The organism is Agrococcus beijingensis (assembly GCF_030758955.1).
Lineage (GTDB): Bacteria > Actinomycetota > Actinomycetes > Actinomycetales > Microbacteriaceae > Agrococcus > Agrococcus beijingensis.
Window position 1 is genome coordinate 2,088,431 of record NZ_CP132360.1, and the last position, 15,685, is coordinate 2,104,115.

16 protein-coding genes are annotated in these 15,685 nt (G+C 73.8%); 1 reads left to right on the forward strand and 15 read right to left on the reverse strand.

What is annotated here, in order from left to right; genetic code table 11:
* Nucleotides 1–14 precede the first annotated feature (14 nt).
* Genes Q9250_RS10135 through Q9250_RS10155 form a run of 5 tightly spaced genes read right to left on the reverse strand, consistent with a single transcriptional unit; the run spans nt 15 to nt 5,211 of the window.
* The gene (locus tag Q9250_RS10135) at nt 15–956 is read right to left on the reverse strand and encodes a PPK2 family polyphosphate kinase (RefSeq protein WP_306231788.1); all 942 of its coding nucleotides are present in this window, start codon (nt 954–956) and stop codon (nt 15–17) included.
* 39 nt (nt 957–995) lie between these two features.
* Nucleotides 996–2,195, reverse strand: a complete 1,200-nt coding sequence (locus tag Q9250_RS10140; protein WP_306231789.1) for an AI-2E family transporter — start codon at nt 2,193–2,195, stop codon at nt 996–998.
* The gene (locus Q9250_RS10145) at nt 2,195–3,076 is read right to left on the reverse strand and encodes an SDR family oxidoreductase (protein ID WP_306231790.1); all 882 of its coding nucleotides are present in this window, start codon (nt 3,074–3,076) and stop codon (nt 2,195–2,197) included. The genes Q9250_RS10140 and Q9250_RS10145 overlap by 1 nt, the downstream gene beginning before the upstream one ends.
* Nucleotides 3,060–4,718 (reverse strand): 2-succinyl-5-enolpyruvyl-6-hydroxy-3-cyclohexene-1-carboxylic-acid synthase, encoded by a 1,659-nt coding sequence (gene menD / locus Q9250_RS10150; RefSeq protein ID WP_306231791.1) that lies wholly within the window; start codon nt 4,716–4,718, stop codon nt 3,060–3,062. Before menD ends, Q9250_RS10145 begins: the two co-directional genes overlap by 17 nt.
* Nucleotides 4,711–5,211 carry a PLDc N-terminal domain-containing protein gene (locus tag Q9250_RS10155; RefSeq protein WP_306231792.1) on the reverse strand — a complete coding sequence of 167 codons (501 nt, stop codon included), beginning with the start codon at nt 5,209–5,211 and terminating at the stop codon, nt 4,711–4,713. The genes menD and Q9250_RS10155 overlap by 8 nt, the downstream gene beginning before the upstream one ends.
* A 47-nt stretch (nt 5,212–5,258) precedes the next feature.
* On the opposite strand from Q9250_RS10155, the gene Q9250_RS10160 reads away from it, so the two are divergent.
* Nucleotides 5,259–5,633: a DUF4229 domain-containing protein gene (locus Q9250_RS10160; RefSeq protein ID WP_306231793.1), complete on the forward strand. Its 375-nt coding sequence runs from the start codon at nt 5,259–5,261 to the stop codon at nt 5,631–5,633.
* A gap of 1 nt (nt 5,634) precedes the next feature.
* Here the strand turns inward: Q9250_RS10160 and Q9250_RS10165 are convergent, their stop codons facing one another.
* The 10 genes from Q9250_RS10165 to Q9250_RS10210 all read right to left on the reverse strand — a co-directional run bounded on the left by Q9250_RS10165 (nt 5,635) and on the right by Q9250_RS10210 (nt 15,680).
* The gene (locus tag Q9250_RS10165) at nt 5,635–6,696 is read right to left on the reverse strand and encodes a hypothetical protein (protein ID WP_306231794.1); all 1,062 of its coding nucleotides are present in this window, start codon (nt 6,694–6,696) and stop codon (nt 5,635–5,637) included.
* A gap of 27 nt (nt 6,697–6,723) precedes the next feature.
* Nucleotides 6,724–7,602, reverse strand: a complete 879-nt coding sequence (locus Q9250_RS10170; protein ID WP_306231795.1) for a hypothetical protein — start codon at nt 7,600–7,602, stop codon at nt 6,724–6,726.
* A gap of 46 nt (nt 7,603–7,648) precedes the next feature.
* A complete protein-coding gene (locus Q9250_RS10175) occupies nt 7,649–8,608 on the reverse strand; it encodes a 1,4-dihydroxy-2-naphthoate polyprenyltransferase (protein WP_306231796.1) in 960 nt (319 codons plus the stop codon).
* A gap of 32 nt (nt 8,609–8,640) precedes the next feature.
* Complete coding sequence (locus tag Q9250_RS10180) at nt 8,641–9,639, reverse strand: AMP-binding protein (protein WP_306231797.1); 999 nt, start codon at nt 9,637–9,639, stop codon at nt 8,641–8,643.
* A 35-nt stretch (nt 9,640–9,674) separates the two neighbouring features.
* Nucleotides 9,675–10,574, reverse strand: a complete 900-nt coding sequence (locus tag Q9250_RS10185; RefSeq protein ID WP_306231798.1) for a 1,4-dihydroxy-2-naphthoyl-CoA synthase — start codon at nt 10,572–10,574, stop codon at nt 9,675–9,677.
* Nucleotides 10,575–10,627: 53 nt separating this feature from the next.
* Nucleotides 10,628–11,701 (reverse strand): hypothetical protein, encoded by a 1,074-nt coding sequence (locus Q9250_RS10190; protein ID WP_306231799.1) that lies wholly within the window; start codon nt 11,699–11,701, stop codon nt 10,628–10,630.
* A 73-nt stretch (nt 11,702–11,774) separates the two neighbouring features.
* Nucleotides 11,775–12,914, reverse strand: a complete 1,140-nt coding sequence (locus Q9250_RS10195) for a hypothetical protein (RefSeq protein WP_306231800.1) — start codon at nt 12,912–12,914, stop codon at nt 11,775–11,777.
* Between the two features lie 73 nt (nt 12,915–12,987).
* Nucleotides 12,988–14,097 carry a hypothetical protein gene (locus tag Q9250_RS10200; RefSeq protein ID WP_306231801.1) on the reverse strand — a complete coding sequence of 370 codons (1,110 nt, stop codon included), beginning with the start codon at nt 14,095–14,097 and terminating at the stop codon, nt 12,988–12,990.
* 192 nt (nt 14,098–14,289) lie between these two features.
* A complete protein-coding gene (locus tag Q9250_RS10205; RefSeq protein WP_306231802.1) occupies nt 14,290–14,676 on the reverse strand; it encodes a hypothetical protein in 387 nt (128 codons plus the stop codon).
* Between the two features lie 56 nt (nt 14,677–14,732).
* Nucleotides 14,733–15,680, reverse strand: a complete 948-nt coding sequence (locus Q9250_RS10210) for a hypothetical protein (protein WP_306231803.1) — start codon at nt 15,678–15,680, stop codon at nt 14,733–14,735.
* Nucleotides 15,681–15,685: the final 5 nt, after the last annotated feature.

Genomic DNA, 15,685 nt, shown 5'->3' on the forward strand with positions numbered 1-15,685 from the left:
GAGCGCGAGAGCAGCTACTCCTTCGCGGCCTTCGCCTTCTTCTTGTCCTTCTTGGCCCGCTTCTCCTTGGCCTTCGCCTTCTCCTTGGCCTCGGCCTCCGCGTCCTCGGGCTGCGGCACGCCGCCCAGGGCGATCAGCTTCGCGCGCTCGACGGCGACGTCGAAGTCGGCCTCCGGCCACTGCGGGTCGATCGCCTCGAGCGCCTCGACCAGCAGCTCCTGCACCGCCAGCCGCGCGAACCACTTGCGGTCGGCGGGCACCACGTGCCAGGGAGCCGCAGCGCGGGCGGTGCGGTTGATGGCGATCTGGTACGCCTCCATGTAGTCGGGGAAGCGGGTGCGCTCCTCGACGTCGTTGGGGTTGTACTTCCAGTGCTTGTCGGGGCGGTCGAGCCGCTCGAGCAGCCGTGCGCCCTGCTCCTCGAACGAGACGTGCAGCATCACCTTGATCACGGTGATGCCCCGCTCGCTGAGCCCGCGCTCGAACTCGACGATCTTGCCGTAGCGCTCCTGGATCACGTCGGGCTCCGAGAACCCGCGCACGCGGTGGATCAGCACGTCCTCGTAGTGCGAGCGGTCGAAGACGGCGATCTGACCCGGCTCGGGCAGCGCCGGCTCGAAGCGCCACAGGAAGTCGTGCCGCTTCTCGGCATCCGAGGGCGCCTTGAACGAGGTGATCCTCACCCCCTGCGGGTCGACCTGGCCGAGCACGTGGCGCATGATGCCGCCCTTGCCGGAGGTGTCCATGCCCTGCACGACGAGCAGCACCGAGCGCTCCTCGCCGGCCTTGCTGGCGGCGAACAGGCGCTCCTGGAGCTGCGAGAGGTGGCCGGCACCGGCGGCGAGCGCCTCGACGCCGGCGAGCTTGTCGCCCTCGAACCCGGGCGTGGATCGCGGATCCACCTGGTCGAGGCGGACGGAGCGGGTGATGCGCAGCGCATCGGTGATGGCGGTCATGCGCTGACACTAGTGGTCAGCGCCGGGGCGAAGCCCCGATCAGCGCCCCGGCAGCTTCGGCGCGGGCGGGGGCGTCTCCTTGGTGCGCGGCCGCATGCCCGGAGAGACGGCGCGCCCCAGCCGCGGCGGCGGCAGCGGATCGATCTTGTTCGACATCAGCTTCGAGACCCAGGCGAGCTTCGGGTCGGGGTCGACGAGCAGCGTCTTCACCGCGAGCGTCGCCGGCAGCGCCATGAGCGCGCCGATCGGGCCGAGCGCGAACGCCCACACCAGCAGCGACAGGAACGAGGTCGCCGGCGTGACGCCCACCGCGTCGCCGGCCACCTTCGGCTGGATCAGCGACTGCATCACGAAGTTGATGACGCTGAAGAGGATCGCCGTCAGCAGCGCGTTCACCGGGCCGTTGGCGAGCAGCGCCATGAGCGTCGGCGGCACCACGCCGATCACGAAGCCGATGTTGGGGATGTAGTTGGTCACGAAGGCGAACACGGCCCACACCAGGGCGAGGGGCACGCCGAGAGCCGTCAGGGCGACGAGGTCGAGGGCCGAGACGATCAGGCCGAACAGGGTCGTGACCACCCAGTAGCGCTGCACCCCGGCGGCGAAGCGGTCGACGCCGCGCACGATGCCGGGGTTCGTGATCGCGATGCGCTGCATGCGCTCGGGCAGGTACATCGAATCCCAGGCGAGGAAGAAGACCACCACGAACAGGGTCGCGAGGAAGGCGAGCACGACGCCGGCGTCAGAGGCGATCGCCCCGATGGCGCTGGCGATCGCGCTCGGGCTGAAGGCGTTCTGCAGCTGCTGCAGCGCCTCGTCCTGCGAGACGCCGAGGCTCTCGAGCCATACGAGCGTCTGCTGGTAGAGCGCGTTGAACTCGGCCGAGTAGCCGGGCAGCTCGGCGACGAGCGACTGCACCGACCAGTAGATCGACCAGAAGAGGGCGACGAGGAAGGCGTAGACCGTCAGCAGCAACGCGAGCGCGGCGACGATGCGCGGGGCGCCGGCGCGCAGCAGCGCCTGCTGCAGCGGCATCACCGCGAGCACCAGGTTGAAGCCCAGGAAGATCGGCGCGACGAACGAGGCGACCTGGTTCACGAGGATCAGCGACGCGATCACGGCGATCACCGACAGCAGGATGATGAGGGTGCGCGGCAGCGCCCAGCGCGGCTGGGCCGGCTCGTGCACGTGCTCGACAGCGGGCAGCTCGGCCTTGCGGCGCTGCCACGGCCAGCGCATCAGCGGCCCGCCTCGTCGACGCGGGCGGGCGAGACGGCACCGGTGCGGCCCGTGAAGCCCTCCATGCCCTCGTTGACGCCCAACGCATCCGCCACCCAGTCGGCCACTCGCACCGGCAGCACCTTGATGGCCGGCACCAGTCGCACGAGCGGCGGCAGCGCGAGCAGCGTGCGGCGGGAGTCGATCGCGCCGAGGATCTGCGTCGCGACGGTCGCCTGCGACAGGATCGGCAGCAGTGATGGGGCCTTGGTGGTGACGCCGGCGAACATGCCGGTGTCGATGTAGAACGGCGCCACCGTGAGCGTCGTGATCGGCGACCGCTCCTTGCGCAGCTCGGCCCGCAGCGACTCCATGAAGCCGACGGCCGCGAACTTGCTGGCGGCGTAGTCGGTCTGGCCGGCGACGCCGATGAAGCCCGCCGCGCTGGCGACGGTGACGATGCGGCCGCGGCCGGCGTCGCGCATCGCGGGCAGCAGGGCTCGCGTGACGAGGATCGGCGCGATCGCGTTGACCCGCATGGTGAGCTCGATCTGCGCGGTGCTCAGCTGCGTGAGCGGCCTGCCCGAGACGACGCCCGCGTTGTTCACGAGCACGTCGACCGGACCGAGCATGAGCGTCTCGGCGGCGGCCAGCTCGATCGCGTCGGCATCGGCGAGGTCGACGACGACCACGGTGGCGCGGCCACCGGTGGCGTGCACCTCGGTCGCGACCGCGCGCGCTGCGGCCTCGTCGCTATCCCACAGCATCACGCGCGCGCCCTTGCGGGCCGCGCCGAGCGCGACCAGGCGGCCGATGCCGCTGGCGCCGCCGGTGATGACGATCGTCGATCCGGCGTGCAGCATCGAGGCGGCCTCGCCCGAGCGATCAGAGCTGCTGCGCATCGGCGTCTCCTTCCAGCACTGCCTCGATGATGCCCGGTGTCGACTGCGAGAGCGCCCGACGCAGCCCTGCCCGATCCGTGACGCGATCGTATGGCCAGCCGTACGCCGCCGCGAGGTGCTCGAGGCTCACGTCGTGCGGCGTGCGCTGCACGCGGGCGAAATCGTCGGGGTCGGCAGTGCCCGCGACCTCGAGCAGCTCGAAGAGGCTGCCGCCGTTGTCGTTGCCGACGATGATCTGCAGGCGCGGGCGCTCCTCGCCCGGCGGCACGTGCAGGCCGCCCGCGTCGTGCAGCAGCGCGAGGTCGCCGATCAGCAGCCGGGTGAGGCCGCCGGTGGCGTCGCGCTCATGGGCGATGGCGATGCCGGATGCGGTGCTGACGGTGCCGTCGATGCCCGCGAGACCGCGGTTGGCGTGGGCGCGCACCGCCTTGGGGCTCGCGAACGCGTCGAGCTCGCGGATGAGGCGCGAGGCCGCCACCATCAGCCGGTCGTGCGGCCAGGTGCGCTCCCACACCTGCGTCACGAGGTCGCGGCGCGAGAGGCGTGTGCGGCCCTCGGCGAGCTCGGCCCTCGCGTAGTCGGCGCGGCTGAGGCCCGAGTCGGGGGCCCGCTCGGCATCGCGCTCGGCGGCGAGCGCGCGGCCCGCGCCCACCCAGCGGTCGATCCAGCCTCGGTCGGCCTCGTCGGCCTCCTCGACCTCGATGCGGCCCGCGAGCACCGTCGAGACGCCGGTGCCGCGCACGTTGTCGAGGCCGGCGCGGCCGAGCACCACCACCTCGACGTCGGGGCGGCGGATGAGGCCGGTCACCGCGCGCGAGAGGGTCGGGTGGCCCATCACCACCACCCGGCGCACGTCGGCGCCGAGCCGGCCGATGACGTCGCGGCCGTGCTGCACGAGCACGGGGCCGAAGCGGGCGCCGGAGGTCGGCTCGGCGATCAGCGGCGCGCCGATCGCCTCGGCGACGTCGACCGCTGCCGCGCCCGCGTCGGCGCCGGCGAGCACCACGGTGCCGGGCGCGGGCCGCAGCACCGAGGTGGGCATCGGCGGGCGGCCGACGCGCTCGACCGGCACCGGCACCGCGGGCTCGCCGCCCGAGAGCGGGTCGCGGAAGGCGACGTTCAGCTGCACCGGGCCGGGCTCGGTGTGCGCGTCGTCGCGCCATCCGAGGGCGGCTGCCACGGCGGCGACCGCGTCGCCCTCGGGGTCGAGCAGCGCATCCGCCCCCACGTCGACGACGACGCGCGCCGCCTCGCCGAAGATGCCCGGCTGGCGGGTGGTCTGGTTGGAGCGGATGCCCTGCAGCTCTGCCGGGCGATCGGCGGTGATCGCGATGAGCGGCACGTCGCTGTGGTGCGCCTCGAGCATCGCCGGGTGCAGGTTGGCGAGGGCGGTGCCGCTGGTGACGACGATGGCCGCCGGCTGGCGCGTCTCGCGCGCCAGGCCGAGCGCGAGGAAGGCGGCGGAGCGCTCGTCGATGCGCACGTGCAGGCTCAGCGCGCCGGCGCGCGCCATCCGCGCCGCTGCCAGCGCGATCGCCTGCGAGCGCGAACCCGGGCAGACGACGATATCGGCGACCCCTGCGGCGGCGAGGGCGGCGACCAGTCGATCGGCGTATGCGGCGGCCGGAAGGGCCTCAGGCACGCGCGCCGTCGCCGTCGTCGGGCGAGCGGCGGCCAGACCCGTCGACATCATCAGCGGCGGCGTCGGCGTCGGGGTCGACCTCGATGACGGGCGTGCTGGGCGGGCTGGGGGTGCCGGGCGTGCCCGGCACGGTCGGCGCCAGGGGGTCGGAGACCGGAGGCACGGGGGTCGGCCGGTCGGCGTCCTCGGCGTCGAGCGCCGCGAGCTGCTGCTCGAGCTCGGCGATGCGGCGGTCGGCCTCGGCGTCGGTCACGTCGCTCGAGCGGCCGAAGGCGGGGTCGTCGTCGGGCGCCATCGGGCGCGCGTCGGAGCGCGGCCCCTTGCCCCACGCGAGCCACGCGATCGGCCCGATCACGGGCAGCACGACGATCAGGACGACCCACAGCACCCGGTTCAGGCGGCGGATGCGCCGATCGTCGGTGACCGTGAGGTCGACCAGCGCATACACCGTGACCACAAGGGCCAGGATCCCGCCGATGATTGCCCACCTCATGCCCCCAGCGTAGGCCCGTTCGCTGTGTGCGCTCATAGGATTGAGCCATGGGACCTTCGATGCGCTACCTCGTCGTGCGCGCGGCACTGTTCGTCGTGCCGTTCGCTCTGCTGATGATCGCGCAGGTGCCGTGGCCGCTGTCGCTCCTGATCGCGCTGGCCTTCGCCTTCGCCGCGTCGATCGTCTTCTTCCCGAAGCTGCGCGAGGAGGCTGCCGCAGACCTGCGTCGGATGCGTGACGGCCGCAAGCGCGATGGCGTCGGTCCCGATGACGCCGACGTCGAGGACGGGGTGCTCGACGAGCCCGCGACGCCGGTGCGCGATGCCGATGGTGCCGCCGACAGCGCGACCGATGGCGCGACCGAGCCGCAGACCCGGGCGACCCGCGACGGCGACGACCCGGACGCATCCGCCCGACCGTAGGTCAAGCGCACGCCTCCCAGTCGCGCTCGGTCGGCGGGGTGCTGCCGCGCGGGATCGGCGCGCTGCACAGCCAGTCGATGCCGCCCGCGGCGCCCACCGCCGCGCGGACGCCCACCTCGAGCTGCGTCGGCCCCGACGTGCCGTCCTGCAGCACGCGCACCGGCACGTCGAAGTCGACCGCGCTGTCGGGCGCGAGGCTCGAGGTGGTCTGGTCACCCAGACCGAGCAGCGCCGGGGAGGGCAGCCCGCACGAGCCGCTCGCCTGGCAGGCCACGGCGTGCGACAGGGCCAGCGCCCTGACCTGCTCGACCAAGCCGTCTGGCACGCTCCAGCGCGCCGGGTTGCTGAACTGCGCCGTGCTCGGGTCGCCGTCGATGACGACGGTCGCCGCCTCGACGTTCGCGACGCCGTGGTCGAACGCCTCGACGCGGTACATGCCCGGGTACAGCGGCGTGGCCTCGCCGCCGGCGACCTCGGCGCCCAGCTGACGCGGCAGCGCCCCGAGCCCGGCGGCGTCGAGCAGCACCGGCTCGGCCACGGTGGTCGTCAGGCGCCAGGATCCGCCCTCGCGCACCGCATCGAGCTGCCGCTCCACGCGTCGCTGCCCGGTGCGGAAGTCGACGACCACGGTGGCGGTGTCGCCGTCGAGCTCGACCGCCTCGACGCCGAACGCCGGGAGGCGAGCCGCTGCGGCGAGCGCCGCGGCGGTGAGCAGCGGTGCCGGGCCGTCGACGGGCACCAGCGCGGTCGCGGCATCGCCGCGGCCGTCGGCGATCGCCCCGAGGTAGTCGACGGCGACGGCGGTGAGCGCCTCGGTCGCGGCCGCTTCGGCCTGGCGCTCCACTGCCTGCACGATCGCCGCCGTGGCGCCGCCGATCACGGCGAGCCCCACCAGGACGCCGCCGACCATCATCCGGCGGCGGGCCGCCGTGCGCGGTGCGGCCGGGGCTGGGTCTGGTTCAGCAGCCGCAGGCTCGTTCGCCGCTGGAAGCGATGCGTCGGCGCGCTGTCGGGCCTCCGGCCGTTGCGGCGGCATCTCGAACTCCGGCATCCCCGACGACACGCCTCCATCATCGCCCAGGGAAGAGGCTCAGGCGCACGCCCCCAGCAGCGCGCCGGGGGGCACCGCGCACGAGCCGGCCGACTGGCAGGCGGTGGCGTGCGACAGCGCGCGCTCCGGAGCGCCATCGAGGACGTCGGTCGGAGCACTCCACGCAACGGTCCACCCAAGCGATTGGAAGTCGACGGTCGTGCGGGGGTCGCCGTCAACCACGAGCGTGACCGGGCTGATCTGCACGAACCCGTGCTCGATCGCCTCGGTGCGGTACATGCCGGGGTAGAGCAGCGTGCCGCCATCGCGGCCGATCTCCATGTCGAGCAGCCTCGGGAGCGGACCGATGACAGACTCCTCGAGCACGACGCGCTCGGCGAGGCTGGTCGTCAGCCGCCACGTGCCGTCCTGGCGCACGGCGTCGAGCCGCCGCTCGACGCGGCGCTGCCCGCTGCGGAAGTCGACGACCACGGTCGCGCTGTCGCCGTCGAGCTCGACCGCCTCGACGCCGCACTCCTGGATGCGAGCCGCTGCGGCGCGCGCCGCGTCGGTGAGCAGCCGTGCCGGGCCGTCGACGGGCACCATCGCGGTCGCGGCATCGCCGCGGCCCTCCGCGATCGCCCCGAGGTAGTCGACCGCGACGGCGGTCAGCGCCTCGGTCGCCGCGTCGTCGACCGCGCGCTGCACGCCCTGGACGATCGCCGCCGTCGAGCCGCCGACGATCGCGAGCGCCGCGAGGACGGCGCCGACGATGAGCCGGCGGCGAGCGACTCCGTGCCCGGAGCCCTCCCGGGGGAGGTCTTCCTCGTCCCGCTCGTCAGCAGGCGCTGCAGGCTCTGCCTCGACCGTGCGCGCAGGGCTCGCCGCTGTGCCCGGCTGCTCGGGCGGCATCTCGAACTCCGGCATCGATGTCGGCACGCATCCATCATCGCCCAGTCCGCTGTGGCGGTGCCGCGCGGCTCGCTCAGGCGGCGGGCACGAACCCGGCCGGGCCGCCCCAGATGGCGACCGCGAGGCCGACGCCGTAGAGCAGCGCGGTCGCGCCGGTGAGCCCGAGCGCGGTGATGAGGTCGCGCGGCGAGCGCGCCATCACGACGATCACCATCGCGGGACCCGCCAGCAGCAGCACGGCGAAGACGACGAAGCCGTAGGCGAGCGCGTACGAGAAGACCCAGAGGATGACGAACGGCACGAGCATCAGCGCGACGTAGAGCGCCTTCGAGGGGCCGCGGCCGATCAGGGTCGCCAGGCTGCGCTTGCCGGCGGCGCGGTCGGTGTCGATGTCGCGCAGGTTGTTGCACACCATCAGCGCAGCCGAGATGCAGCCGATCGCGACACCCAGCGCGATGGCGTCCTCGGTGACGCGACCGATGATCGCGTAGACGGTGCCGCAGACGGCGACGGGCCCGAAGAAGAGGAACGCCATCAGCTCGCCGAGCGCGTAGTACCCGTAGGGACGCTTGCCGCCGGTGTAGCCCCAGGCGGCGAGCAGGCACACGACGCCGACGAGCAGCAGCAACCAGCGGCCGCTCAGCAGCACGACCACCAGCCCCGCGAGCGCACCCGCGGCCAGGAAGCCGATCGCGACATTGCGCACCGCCTTCGGCGCCGCCTTGCCGGCACCGACGAGGCGGCCGGGGCCGACGCGCACCGCGTCCGTGCCCTTCACGCCGTCGGAGTAGTCGTTGGCGTAGTTCACGCCGATCTGCATGCAGATGGCGAGCGCCAGGCAGGCGAGCGCGATGCCGAGGTGGTAGCCCTCGGCGTTGAACGCCGCGGCGGTGCCGAGCACGACGGGCGCGATCGCCATGCCGAGCGTGCGGGGGCGGGAGGCAGCGATCCAGTCGCGCCAGGTCGCGGGGCTCGGCGCGGTGCCGTCGTGCTGGGCGCGCTTGGCCGGGTTGCCGGAACGAGGAGAGGACATCACCTCGATGGTAGTCAGCCGGCGCGGCCCTCCTAGCCGAAGAGGCCTCGGCGGCGCTCCTGCGTGCGGCTCGCCACGAGGCGACCCAGGCGCTTGCGGTCGGGCTTGCCGGAAGGCGTGGTCGGCATCACCGACACCGTCACCAGGTGGTTGGGGCGGGCCGGCTTGCCGAGCGCGTTGCCGACCGCCGCGCGGATCTCGGCCAGCGACGGCTTCAGCGTCGTGACGACCGCCGGCACCTCGCCCCACTCGGGGTGCGGGGCGGCGACGACCACCGCATCCGCCGCGAAGGTCTGCACCACGTGCTCGACCGCGGCGAGCGAGATCTTGATGCCGCCCGAGTTGATGACGTCGTCGATGCGGCCAGAGACCTGCAGCGTGCCGCCGATCAGGCTGCCGGCGTCGCCGGTCTTGTACCAGCGGGTGCCGGAGCCGTCGGTGACGAAGCGCTTCTCGGTGAGCGCGGCGTCCTCATAGCCGTCGGCGAGCTGCGGAGCCGCGATCTCGATCTGATCGGTGAGGCGGATCTTCACGTCGCGCAGCGGCTGGCCATCCCACACGCAGCCGCCGACCGTCTCGGTCGCGCCGTAGGTGCGGGTGATGCGCCAGCCGAGCCGTGCGGCGCGCTCGATGAGGCCGAACGGCGCGCGCTGGCCGCCGAGCAGGATGCGGTCGAGGCGCGCGATCGGCCCGATGAACGAGCGGTCGAGCGCGGCCGCGTCGACCAGCCGGGCGAGCTGGGTCGGCACCAGCGAGGTGTACTTGCGGTCGTGCTCGAGGCTCTGCACCGCCTCGACGAAGGCCTCGGCCGTGAAGGCGCCCTCGGTGCGCACGAGCGGGGCGCCCGAGACCTCGTTGCGCCAGACCACGTTCTTGCCGGCGATGTAGTGCTCCGGCAGCGCCAGCACCCACTGACCGGCGCCGCCGAGCCGCTCGATGGCCGCGTCAGTGGACGCGGCGATCGCCTCGTCGGAGATGATGACGCGCTTGGGCACGCCGCTCGATCCGCTCGTCTCGACGACGATGCCCATGGTCACACCTCCGTTCGCGTCGGGATCCTGCTCGTTCAGTACTGCCAGGGGAAGGGCGACCAGTCGGGTTCGCGCTTCTCGAGGAAGGAGTCGCGCCCCTCGACCGCCTCGTCGGTGCCGTAGGCGAGGCGGGTGGCCTCGCCGGCGAAGATCTGCTGCCCGACCAGGCCGTCGTCGACGGCGTTGAAGGCGAACTTGAGCATGCGGATCGCGGTGGGGCTCTTCGTCAGGATCTCGCGCGCCCAGTCGAGGGCGGTCGCCTCGAGCTGCTCATGGGGCACGGATGCGTTGATCGCGCCCGCCTGGAGCGCCCGGTCGGCGTCGTACTCACGAGCGAGGAAGAAGACCTCGCGCGCGAACTTCTGCCCCGTCTGGCGGGCCATGTACGCCGAGCCGTACCCGGCGTCGAACGACCCGACATCCGCATCGGTCTGCTTGAAGCGCGCATGCTCGCGGCTCGCGATCGTGAGGTCGCAGACCACGTGCAGCGAATGGCCGCCGCCCGCCGCCCAGCCGGGCACGACCGCGATGACGACCTTGGGCATGAAGCGGATCAGGCGCTGCACCTCGAGGATGTGCAGGCGGCCGCTCCTCGCCGGGTCGATGGTGCCGGCCGTCTCGCCCTCGGCGTACCGGTAGCCGTCGCGGCCGCGGATGCGCTGGTCGCCGCCGGAGCAGAACGCCCAGCCGCCGTCCTTGGTGCTGGGCCCGTTGCCGGTGAGGAGCACGACGCCGATGCGACTGTCCTGCCGCACCTCGTCGAGCGCGCGGTAGAGCTCGTCGACCGTGTGCGGGCGGAAGGCGTTGCGCACCTCGGGGCGGTCGAAGGCGACGCGGGCGATGCGCCCGTCGCGCGAGCGGTGCACCGTGATGTCGTCGTAGCCCGGCTCGGCGTCGGCCCACTCTGCGGCGTCGAAGAGGGGCGAGATGGTCACCCGACCACCCTAGCCATCGGAGCGCCCCGATTCTGGGTGCCGGATCCTGGGTGTCAGGGCTCGCAGGTCGAGGTCGGGCCGCCGAGCACGCCCGGCTGGCCGCACTCCCAGCGCAGGGGCTCGTCGCGGTCGTCGAGCACGGCGCGCAGCTGCATCTGGAAGAACGGCTGCGCCGGGGCGTCGAGCGCCGTGAAGCCCACGATCAGGTCGATGGTGCGCGCCACCGGATCCGACGCCGTCAGCGTCACCCGGTCGACGAAGCGGAGCCGCGATCCGGACGGCACGAGGCAGCCCGGACGCTCCCGGCACGACTCGATCGCAGCCTCGGCGAGCTCCGTGGCGCGCTCCGCCACCGCAGGCACGACCGTCACGGTCACCTCGGGAGCGGTCGGCGTGCGCGGGTCGCCGTCGACCGCGAAGACGTCGCCGCCGACGACCAGCACCGGCCCCGCTGCCGCGTCGAAGGTGTAGACGCCGGGGTACAGCATGACCGGCAGGAAGCCGCCCAGCCGCACGCCCGCGACCGTCGCGCGGAGCGAGTTGCCGGGCTCGCGGGCGTCGACGACCTCGGCGAGCGAGGTGCGCAGCTGCCACGCGTCGTCGACCCGCTCGGCCTGCAGCGTGCGATAGACGTCGACGCCGTAGACCCGGTAGTGCACCTCCGCGGTGCCGCGGTCGCCCTCGACGTGCACCACCTCGACCTGCGGCACCTCGATCGTCCGCGCGGCGCGGAGCACCTCGGGCGGCGCCGCGTAGGCGAGGCCGCGGATCGGCACCATCTCGGTCGCGGCGCGCGAGTCGCCGGCCGCGATCGCGTCGACGTAGGCGAGCGCCGCCGCCCGCAGCTCCTGCGCGGCGGTGTCGGCACCCGCGCGCTCGGCCGCGACGAGCGCGCCCGGCACACCGATCCCGGCGACCAGGCCCAGCACCGCTGCGGCGGCGAGGTGCGTCCACCTGAGCCGCCGCCGGCCTCCGTGCTCGGTCGGGTCGAACCCGTCGGGCTCGAGCACCGCCGGGTCGGGAGGCACGATCTCCACCGGCCGCCGCGCCTGCTGGGCCTCCGAGCGCATCGACGCCGCAGTCGACTCCGGCGGTGGCATCACGAACTCCGGAGAGCCGGTCGACATGGCGACATTCTCCCGCCGGCGCGGCCTTCCGGCCAGTGTCCTCTTGCCGACAGTCCGGCGCCAGCTGCGCGCATCAGCCGAGCGCCGGGCAGGGCGTGAGCGCTCCCTCGTACTCCCCCGGGCGCCCGCACTCCCACCGGGTCGGCACGCCCTCGGCGTCGTAGTGCATCCGCACCTGCATCTCGACCGCCGGGCCGCGCACCCCCGACGTCAGCGGCACCACCAGCTGCACCGTGCCCGCGGCCCCGTCGTGCCACAGCACGTAGGCGCCCTGGTTCGCGTCGAGGCCGTCGGTCGACTGCAGCGGGCAGTCGGGGGCTGCGACGCACTCGACCGCCGCCCGGAACGCCATCTCGCCGGCAGCGGTCGCCAGCGCCGGCTCCAGCGACATCGTGGGGAAGATCTCGACCGCGGTGCGGGGATCCCCGTCGACGGTGAAGCGCTCGCCGGCGGTGCGGAGCACCGGCCCGGACGTCTCGTCGAGCGTGTAGCCGCCGGGGTAGAGGAGGAGGCGATCGATCAGCGGCGTGCCGGCGATCATCGCCACATCGCCCTGCTGGCTCGCGAAGACGCTCACGGGCTCGGCCAGCGAGGTGACCAGCCGCCAGGCGCCGTCGACGCGCTCCGCGTCGAGCAGGATGCGCGTGCTGCCGCGACCGGTGCGGAACGAGATCGCGACGCTCGCCGCGTCGCCGTCGACCTGCACCTGCCAGGTCTTCACGCCCTCGATCGGCGCTGCGGCGGCGAGCACCGCGTCCGGCGCGACCTCGTCGCCCGCCGACCCCGGCGGCACCATCGCCGTCGCGTCGGCGGCTCGGCCCTCGACGATCGCCCGCATGTAGTCGTCGGCGAGGGCGCGCACGGCATCGACCTCCCCGGCCGCCGCGGCGCGCTCGAGGCCCTGCACCGTCGCGGGGATGCCCGCGCCCAGCAGCGCGCCGACGAGCCCGGCGACCAGCAGGTGCCGCCACACGAGCCTCGGTCGCTGCGCGACCCGGTCGTCGGATGCTTCGGGCTCGGCCGTCAGGTCGGTCGCGTCGCTGGCGGGGCGGGGCGGGGCCTGCACGTGCGGCGCAGTGCCCGGATGCCGCTGCGCAGTGCCCGGATGCCGCTGCGCGGTGCCGGGATGCTGCTGCGCCGTGCGATCGAGAGCGGCACTGGTCGGCGCCCGCTCCCCGGCAGGCATCTCGAACTCCGGCATCGCCGTCGACACGACACCATCTTGGCCCTTCCGCGGCGCGTTGGCGCCTGCGGAGATCCGTCGTCGGTGCGCCCGCCCGGCCAGCTCAGTCGATGGTGGGGCACGGCGCGAGCTCGACCTCGTAGGAGCCGGGCAGGCCGCATTCCCACCGCGTCGGCGTGCCCGCGTCGTCGTAGTACATCCGCATCTGCAGATCCAGGTACTGGGCGGCCGCGCCGTCGTTCGCCATCATCTGCACCGACAGCTCTGCGAAGCCGAGGCTCTCGTCGCGGCGATGCACCCACACGTTGTTGGCCGAGCCCGTCAGCTGCGCGCCAGGAGGCACGCGGCACTGCGGGGTGCCGGCGCACGCCTCGACCGAGCGCAGCGCTATCTCGACCGCCTGATCCTGCACGCGAGGCACCAGCATGATGCTCGTGTAGACCTCCACCGGCGAGCTCGGGTCGCCGTCGACCACGAACGGCTCGCCGCTGGTCATGAACAGCGGCCCCGCGGCCTCGTCGACCGTGTAGCGGCCGGGATACAGGTGCGTGCGCCGGTCGACCAGCGGCGTGCCGGCCACCGTGGGCTCCTGGCCGGGCTGATTCGCGTAGACCACCACCGGCTCGGCGAGCGAGGTCGTCAGGCGCCACCCGGCGTCGGAGCGCTCGGCCTCGAGCGTCAGCGTCCTGTCGCGACCCGCGGCGCGATATTCCACCGAGACGGTCGCCAGGTCGCCGTCGATGTGCACCTGGCGCGTCTCGATCTCGGCCGTCGGCCGCGCCGACGCCAGCACCGCGTCGGGCGCCGCCACGGCGCGCGCCCCGTCGAGCGGCACGATCGCGGTCGCGTCGTCGGCGCGCCCCTCGGCGATCGCCGTCAGGTAGTCGGTCGCGAGCGCCCGCAGCCCTTCGACCTCGGCGGCGGCGACTGCCCGGTCGACCACCTGGAAGGTGGCCGGCACCGCGGCACCGATGACCGCGCCGATCAGGCCCGCGACCAGCAGGTGGCGCATGCCGAGGCGCCGACGTGCCGGCAAGGGTTCGTCGGATGCGTCGGGCTCGGTCGTCAGGTCGTTCGCGTCGAGCGGGGCCGGGCCGCCGTCGCGCACCGGCGGCGCGCCGAGCGGGTGCCGTGCCGCGCCGTCGGCTGCGCGCGCGGGCAGCGTCTCCGGCGCAGCGGCAGGCATCTCGAACTCGGGCATCGGCGTCGACACGAGTCCATCTTGGCCCGTGCGGCCGCCGGAAGCACCCCGCGGGAGCGAATCGTCCACCGCCGTGTCCAGCGGGTGCGCCCCGGCCTCGTCGACGAACGGTCAGAGCGGTGCCGAGGCGTCCGCTCAGGCCCGACGCATCCGCTCAGACCCGACGCGTCAGATCGGCCCGACGCGTCAGATCGGCCCGACGCGTCAGATCGGTGCCGAGAGCGCTCCGAGGAAGCCCCAGCCGAACCAGCTCGCCGCGCCGAAGAGCACGAGGAACCCGAGACCCAGGGCGCTGCCGAAGACGCCCGCTCGTCGCCCATCCGCCTTGGTCGCGGCCATGCAGCCGACGACGACGCCGACCAGCCCGACGATCACCGCGGTCGCCAGCACCGCGATCACGATCGGCAGCTCGCCCGGGCGCGGAGCGAACAGATAGCTGAACTGCTGCACGAGCGAGAGCACCTGCAGCACGAGCGCCGCCCCGAGCAGCCAGATCGACAGCGCACCCAGGAACGCGGCGCGGCGGTCGTGCACGACACGGCGCGCGGGCCGTTCGACTGCAGCGGCTTCGTCGAGGAGATCTTGGAGCATCGGTCGATGCTACGAGCGCGACCGAGCGCGGCACGGAAGGCGCGCGGACGCATCCGTCACGGGCCGCAGGGCCGCGGCTCGTCGCCCGCCAGCGCGCAGCGCATGCCCTCGAAGGTGCTCAGCGACGGGTTCATGAAGCCGACGATCTCGAGCGACGTGCCCACCTCGCCCGAGGCGACCGGCACCTGCACCGCCACCTCACCGGCCTGGCCGATGCGCGGCACGACGATCGGGTCGGGCAGCTCGGCATCGATGCCGGCCGGCAGGGCGCAGGTGCGCGCCGCGCTGCACTCCGCCACGAAGGCGCGGCCGGCGGCGGCCAGCTCGGCGATCGCCGCGGCCGACAGGGTCGGCTCCAGGTCGATCGCCACCTGCGAGCGCGGATCGCCGTCGACGTCGACCGTCGTGCCCGCCATGCTCACCAGCGGCGTCTCGATCGGCTCGACCCTGTGGCGCCCCGGCAGCAGCAGCAGCGAGCGGGTGGCCGGAACCACGCCGATCGCGTCGACCTGCACCGGCACCGAGAGCGTGCTGCGCACCGGCACCACCTCGCCGAGCGTGCGCTGCATGCGCCAGGCGCCGTCGGCGAAGACCGCGTCGATGCGCCGCAGCACCGTGCGGTCGGCCACCGCGTAGGAGACGCTCACCTGCGCCGTGCCGTCGCCCAGCTCGACACCGGTGATGCGGGGGCTGTGCAGCCTGCCCTCGGCGGCGATCGAGCTCGGCAGTGCCGCGGCCCGCTCGGCGGAGGAGAGCAGCGATGCCTCGGCGACCGCGTCGTCGCCCGCCGCGATCGACTGCAGGTACGCGCCGACCGCGTCGCGCGCCGCCTGCTCGGAGCGCGGACCGCCCTGCGCCGCGAGCGCCTGCACGCCCAGCGTGCCCGCGACCCCCACCAGCAGCGCGATCAGCGCGACGGCGACGTACGAGCGCCATGACGGCCGCGCACGATCCGCGTCGACCCAGCCCTCATAGGGCATCTGGAACTCGGGCGCCGTCGCCATGCACC